The following is a 6,462-nucleotide window of genomic DNA, read 5'->3' as shown; positions in this document are numbered from 1 at the left end:
GTATGGGGTTGTTCTGTTTGGTGGTTTTTGGGGCGCCGGGCGCCCGGGCCGGGGGCCCCCCCCCGCCACGCTGGGCCAGTCTAAGGTGCCCCGGCGCGCCTTAGCTTCGTCGAAAACGACGATTGCGGGAGACGCATTCTGCACTAGTGTGGGCCAGACCTACCCACGCCGCCTGACTGCCATGACCCAACCCATCCCGACCTTCGAGACCCTGCGCTACGCCGTGGAAGACGGCGTAGCGACCATCACCCTGCACCGGCCCGACCAGCTCAACGCCTTTACGGGCCAGATGATGCAGGACCTGATCGCCGCCTTTGACGCCACCGATGCCGACGACAACGTGCGCGCCGTCATCGTCACCGGCGCCGGCCGCGCGTTCTGCGCGGGCGCGGACCTGTCGGGCGGCAGCTCCACCTTCGATTTCGAGAAGCGCTATGGCGCGAAGCCCGACACCGCCCACCGCGACGGCGGCGGCCGCGTGTCGCTGCGCATCTTCCGCAGCCTCAAGCCGGTCATCGGCGCGGTGAACGGCGCGGCAGTCGGCGTTGGCGTGACCATGCAGTTGCCGATGGACATCCGGCTGGCCTCCACCGATGCCAAGTTCGGCTTCGTGTTCGCGCGGCGCGGCATTACGCCGGAAGCCGCGTCTTCGTGGTTCCTGTCGCGCGTGGTCGGCATCTCGACGGCACTCGAGTGGTGCTACACCGGCCGCGTGTTCTCGGCGCAGGAAGCGTTCGAGCGCGGCCTGGTGCGTTCGCTCCATGCGCCCGACGACCTGTTGCCTGCCGCACGCGCCATTGCGAGGGAGATCGCCGATAACGCGGCGCCGGTGTCCGTGGCCATCTCGCGTCAACTGATCTGGCGCATGGCCGGCGCCAGCCACCCGATGGAGGCGCACAAGCTCGACAGCCGGGCGATCCAGTCGCGCGGCCGTTCGGCCGACGTCAAGGAAGGCGTCAGCGCGTTCCTGGAAAAGCGCCCCGCCGCCTTCCCCGATCGCGTTTCGGCAGACATGCCGGACTTCTTCGAATGGGGCGGCGAGCCGCCGTTCGCCTGAGGAGCAGCCAGGATGAAAGTCAGCCAGGCGGTCGACAGCCGCAAATCCGTGCGTGGTTTCCTGCCGAAGCCCGTTGATCCCGATACCATCCGCCGCGTGCTGAACACCGCGGCACGCGCGCCATCGGGCGGCAACCTGCAGCCGTGGCACCTCCACGTGGTGGGCGGCGAGGAGATGGATCGGCTGAAAGGCATCATGCGCCAGCGCGTGGCGGAAGCGCCCGGCGGCGAAGACCGCGAGTACGACATCTATCCGCGCGAGCTGGCCTCGCCCTACCGCGACCGCCGCTTCGAAGTGGGCGAGGCGCTTTACCGCTGCCTGGATATCCCGCGCGAAGACAAGCGCGGGCGCCTGGCGCAGTTCGCCAACAACTTTGCCTTCTTCGGTGCGCCGCTGGCGCTGTTCTGCAGCGTCGACCGGCGCATGGGGCCGCCGCAATGGTCCGACCTGGGGATGTACTTGCAGACGGTGATGCTGTTGCTGCGAGAGGAAGGCCTGGACAGCTGCGCACAGGAATGCTGGGCAATCTATCCGCAGACCCTCGGCAACTTCCTGTCGCTGCCGCCCGAGCGGATGCTTTTCTCGGGCATGGCGATCGGCTACGAAGATCCTGAAGCGCCCGCCAACCAGTTGCGCACGCCACGCGCGCCGCTGGAGGCGTTCACCGAGTTCATGGGTATCTGAGCAGGTAGCAAGGCGCGCCGGTCCGGCGCGCCTTTTTTCACAGCAGCCCGAGCTGCCTGGCGATGGCCACTGCCTGCGTGCGGTTGCTGGCGTGCAGCTTGGCGCTGATATTGCGCAGGTGCGTGCGCACGGTGGTTTCCGACACGAACAGCCGCTGCGCCATGGCGACGTTGGAAAAACCTTCGGCCAGCAGTTGCAGGACCTTTTGCTCCTTCGGCGTCAGCGGTTCCACCAGTGGCGCCGGCGCGGGCTGGTTCGCCGGGGCCGCGTCCGGCCCCATGCCACACGCTTCAAGCAGCTTTTCCACATAGGCCGACGGCAAGTTTGCGCCTTGTCTCGAACAGGCCTGCGCCAGAAGGCGGCGCACTTCGTCACCCTCGTCGGCAAAAATACGGACAAAGCCTTCCGCCGCGCCAAAGCGCAACGCTTCGCCCATGGCCACGAGCGCCTGCGCGCCGTCCCCCGTGCGCTGGTACGCCTGCGCCAGCAGGATGCGCAGCTTCAGCGCGCGCCGCATCAGCTGGTTGGACACCGCCGCCGCCAGTTCGCGCTCCAGCGCCTCGCGCACCTGCGCAGTCGGCTCGACATGCAAGGCCAGCCGCAAGCGGCCGACGGTGATGTCTTCGACATCGCTGGCAAAGGAGCTGACGCCCGGGCGCGTACGCCACAGCGCGGGGTCCGCCGCCCGCTGCAAGGCTTCTTCGGCGGCGTGCCGGTTGCCCTGGCGCAAGGCCAGCCGCGCGCGTTCGAGCATCGCGGCCATGACTAGGCGCGTCAGGCCACGATGGTGCCCGAGGTGCTCCAGCGCGGCCAGCCATTCATGGGCCTGGTCGGCTTCGCCGCGCTCGAACGCAATGCGCGCCAGCACCAGGTGTCCGGTAATGATCTGGTCCGGCAGGCCCAGGTCTCGCGACAGCGGCAGATAGACATTGAGCAGCCGGCCGGCGCGGTCGGAATCGCCACTCTCATAGAGTCCTTCGGCCAGCAGGATGCAGGCCATGGCGTTGCCGTTGGTCGGCCCGAACCGGTTCGGCAGCATGGTGCGCGCGGCAATGCGGAAGCGTCCCAGCGCCTGCTGCAACCGCCCCTGGCGCAGGTCGATCAGTCCTTCCACCGACTCCGAGAAGATCTTGTTGAAGTTGCTGTCCGACCCGCGCACAACCTGGCGCGCGACGGCCAGGAGACGGCGCGCCTCGGCGTAGTCGCCACTGACCGCCGCCAGCCGACCCATCGACGTGGCGAGGATGGCATCGGGAAACGCGTAGCCCATCGGCAGCGGCGGCAGCTCATTGCGCGCAAAGGCACGGGCGTCGTCGAAGCGATCCATCATATTGAGCAGCATGTGGCGCAACGCGCGCACATGCGCCAGCAGTTCACCGGCCGCCCCTTCGGTGGATGCGGCCTGCAGCAAGGCAATGGCCTGCGCCGGCCCGCGCGTGAACGACACCGCCCACGCGCGCGCGATCTGCAGCTTCGGCCAGCGCGCCAGTTCGTCGGGCGGCACTACCTCCAGCCAGCGCGTCAGCAGCCGCATGCGGCCCTGCGCCAGCAGTTCGCCCGCGGCGCTGTCCAGCAGCTGCAGCGCATGGGCCACTGCGCCGGCGGCAAACGCATGCTCGATGGCCGGCACCGGACGTCCCTGGCCTTCATACCAGCGCGACGCCGCCATGTGCAGTCCGGGCACGGCCTGCGGCAGCGTCTGCGCGAGCTGTCCGCGCAGGAAGTCGGAAAACAGGCTGTGATAGCGATACCACTGCTGGGGCTGCTCGGCCGTGCCGCGCTCGCCATAGCGCTCGCTTTCCAGCGGCAGCAGGAACAGGTTGGCACGCTCGAGCCAGGCCAGGATGTCCGCGCTGTTGCCGGCCGGCGCTTCCCCTTCGACGGACGCCGGAGGTTGCGGGCCGGCCTGGTACAACGCGTCGCACAGCGGTCCGCACAACTGGTCGAGGATCGACGTGCGCAACAGGAAATCGCGCACCGGCTCGGGCAGGTGGTGAAAGACGTCCTCGACGAGGTAATCGGCAATGGCCGCGTTCGAGCCCGAGAAGCCCGCGATAAAGGTCTCGGGCTGCGCGCGCCGCTCCATGGATACCGAAGCCAGCCACAGCGCCGTGGGCCACCCTTCGGTACGCCGGTGAAGCACGCTGATGGCGGCCTGCTCCAGCTTCAGGCCACGCGCCTGGCGCAGGAACGATTCGGTTTCCACGGCGCTGAAGCGCAGTTGCGCGGGTTCGATCTCGAGCAGTTCGCCGCGCGCGCGCAGGCGGCCAAGGCCGGTCTCGGGCACCCAGCGCGTGCCAACCACGACGCGCGCGCCCGGCGGCAGGCTTTCGACGAGTTGCCAGACCAGCCCGACCACGGCCGGGTTCTGGAGCGCTTCGAAGTCGTCCAGGAACAGCGTGAAGGCGCCAGGATGCCGCGCCACGCGGTCCATCAGCGCGAGCGCCTGCTCGCCGGCATCCACGCCGGCATGATCGGCGGGACGCTTCGCTCCGCCTTCGAGCACCTGCGACAGCGCCACCTCGAGCGAACCGATGAAACGCGTGGCGTCATTGTCGGCACGGTCCAGCGTCAGCCAGACCGTCGGCACGCCGGTCGATTCCAGCCGCGCCCGGCATTGCAGCATGGCCGTGGTCTTGCCGAAGCCTGCCGGCGCGCGCACCAGCACGAGCCGCACGAAGCCGGCCGCGCAGACGGTGTCGCAGATGGCCGATCGCTCTACCTGGTAAGGGGTCAGCAGGGGCGGCCGCAGTTTCGCGACCAGGGTGCCAGTGCCCGTGCCCGGCGCCGGGCGCGGGGCAGTCTCCTCTTTGCTCGCCATTGGCTAGTTTGTGCTCCGCATCCGGGTTCAGCCTCGCCCTGTGTACTGCAGGCCGGCCGGTGTGATGGCGCGGCCGTGCCTGGGAATGAACAGGGAATTATGGCGTAAACCGACCCGGGCGTCGGCAAGCGAGGCCGCGGCAGGCCATCGCGGTGCCGGTCTGCCTCAAACCAGCTTGTTGCCGTGGCCGGCCCAGTAGCGGTCGCGCAGCACCCGCTTGAGCAGCTTGCCGGTCGGCAGGCGCGGCAGTTCGGCTGCGAAGTCCACGGTGCGCGGACACTTGATGCCGGAGAGGTTCTCGCGGCAGAACGCGATCAACTCGGCGGCCAGTTCCGGCCCTGCCTCCGCCATGCTGGCGGGCTGCACCACGGCCTTGACTTCTTCGCCGAAATCTTCGTTCGGCACGCCGATCACGGCCACGTCCATGACCTTCGGATGGGTCATCAGCAGGTTCTCGGCCTCCTGCGGATAGATGTTCACGCCGCCGGAGATAATCATGTTGGCCTTGCGGTCGGTCAGGTAGAGGTAGCCGTCCTCGTCCACGTAGCCGATATCGCCGATGGTGCTCCAGCCCGCGTGTTCGGGATGGCGCGACTCCTCGGTCTTGGCCGGATCGTTGTGGTACACGAACTGGCGTCCCTCGGCGAAATAGATGGTGCCGGGCTGCCCCGCCGGCATCAGCGAGCCGTCCGCATCGCAGATGCGCAGCTTGCCGATCATGGCGCGACCGACCGTGCCCTTGCGCTGCAGCCATTCGGGCGAGCTGACCACCGTCACGCCATTGCCCTCGGTGCCGGCGTAGTACTCCCACACGACCGGCCCCCACCATTCGATCATCTGCTCCTTGACCTGCACCGGACACGGCGCCGCAGCGTGGATGGCCACGCGCAGCGACGACACGTCATAGGCGCCACGCGTGTCCGCCGGCAGCTTCAGCATGCGCGAGAACATGGTCGGCACCACCTGCGTATGCGTGATGCCATGCTCCTGCACGAGCCGCAGGAACTGTTCCGCATCGAAATGCTCCATCACCACCGAGGTGCCGCCCAGCGCCTGCACCGACATGTTGTAGCGCAGCGGCGCGGCATGGTACAGCGGCGCCGGCGACAGGTAATGCATGCCGGGCCCGAAGCCATACAGCTTCTCTGTGAGCGTGGTCAGCGACGTCGGGGTGTCGATGTTCGGGCTGCCCGGTGGCGCGTAGACGCCCTTCGGACGCCCGGTGGTGCCCGAGGAATACAACATGTCGCCGCCCGTGGTTTCGTCCTCGATGCGTTGTGCCGGATACTGTGCCAGCGTGGTTTCGTACGATGTGTAGCCCGGCAAGGTGCCGTTCAGCATCAGATAGCCCTTCAGGCCCGGGACCTGTTCCGCCAACGCGGCGGCCACTTCCGCTTGCGCGTGCGAAGTGATCAGCATCTGCGCGCCGCTGTCGCGGATGATGTAGGCGGCATCCGCCACGTTCAGGCGCGTGCTCAGGCAGATGAAGGTGATGCCGCTGCGCTGGGCCCCCCAGCACAGCTCGAACAGCCGCGGATGGTTTTCGATCAGGAAGGCCACCCGGTCGCCCGGTTGCAGGCCGTGGTCGCGATAGAGACGGGCCACCTGGTTGGAGCGCTCGTCCAGCTCGCGGTACGTCACCACGGTGCCGTTGTCCATGATGACGGCCGGCTTGTCTGGGGTGCGCTGCGCGTGGACATACGGGTGCATGGTGGTCTCCTGGAATTCGAATGGGTGCCGCCGCGTCTCCGGCGGTTGTGCTGGATGCATTCTCATGAGCCGGGCCAGACTCGGGCATCGTCGGAAACGACGAACGGGACGGGGCCCGCCATGCCGCAGTGCGGCAAGAGCAGGCCCCCGGGGCTTCGTCCGATGCGACGATGCGCACGCGACAAGCTTG

The 6,462-nt window shown here is 68.1% G+C and carries 4 protein-coding genes; 2 read left to right on the top strand and 2 right to left on the bottom strand.

The window, feature by feature from the left end; translation table 11 throughout:
• The first annotated feature begins 181 nt into the window (after positions 1 to 181).
• Complete coding sequence (locus AC3FKG_RS26745) at positions 182 to 1,057, top strand: crotonase/enoyl-CoA hydratase family protein (RefSeq protein WP_483712062.1); 876 nt, start codon at positions 182 to 184, stop codon at positions 1,055 to 1,057.
• Between the two features lie 12 nt (positions 1,058 to 1,069).
• Positions 1,070 to 1,741, top strand: a complete 672-nt coding sequence (locus AC3FKG_RS26740; RefSeq protein WP_483712063.1) for a nitroreductase — start codon at positions 1,070 to 1,072, stop codon at positions 1,739 to 1,741.
• A gap of 37 nt (positions 1,742 to 1,778) precedes the next feature.
• On the opposite strand, the gene AC3FKG_RS26735 is transcribed toward AC3FKG_RS26740, so the two are convergent.
• Both AC3FKG_RS26735 and AC3FKG_RS26730 read right to left on the bottom strand, forming a co-directional pair.
• A complete protein-coding gene (locus AC3FKG_RS26735; protein WP_488744591.1) occupies positions 1,779 to 4,562 on the bottom strand; it encodes a winged helix-turn-helix domain-containing protein in 2,784 nt (927 codons plus the stop codon).
• Between the two features lie 165 nt (positions 4,563 to 4,727).
• Entirely contained in the window at positions 4,728 to 6,272 is a 1,545-nt protein-coding gene (locus tag AC3FKG_RS26730; RefSeq protein WP_488744590.1) for an AMP-binding protein, read from the bottom strand.
• Positions 6,273 to 6,462: the final 190 nt, after the last annotated feature.

The organism is Cupriavidus sp. 22TCCZM04-2, from assembly GCF_057798895.1.
Note: the sequence above shows the minus strand (reverse complement) of the source record. Positions and strands in the feature narration are given on the sequence as shown.

Coding starts and splice junctions, on each gene's coding strand:
- AC3FKG_RS26745 (WP_483712062.1), top strand. CDS start 182: ATGACCCAACCCATCCCGACCTTCGAGACCCTGCGCTACGCCGTGGAA.
- AC3FKG_RS26740 (WP_483712063.1), top strand. CDS start 1,070: ATGAAAGTCAGCCAGGCGGTCGACAGCCGCAAATCCGTGCGTGGTTTC.
- AC3FKG_RS26735 (WP_488744591.1), bottom strand. CDS start 4,562: ATGGCGAGCAAAGAGGAGACTGCCCCGCGCCCGGCGCCGGGCACGGGC.
- AC3FKG_RS26730 (WP_488744590.1), bottom strand. CDS start 6,272: ATGCACCCGTATGTCCACGCGCAGCGCACCCCAGACAAGCCGGCCGTC.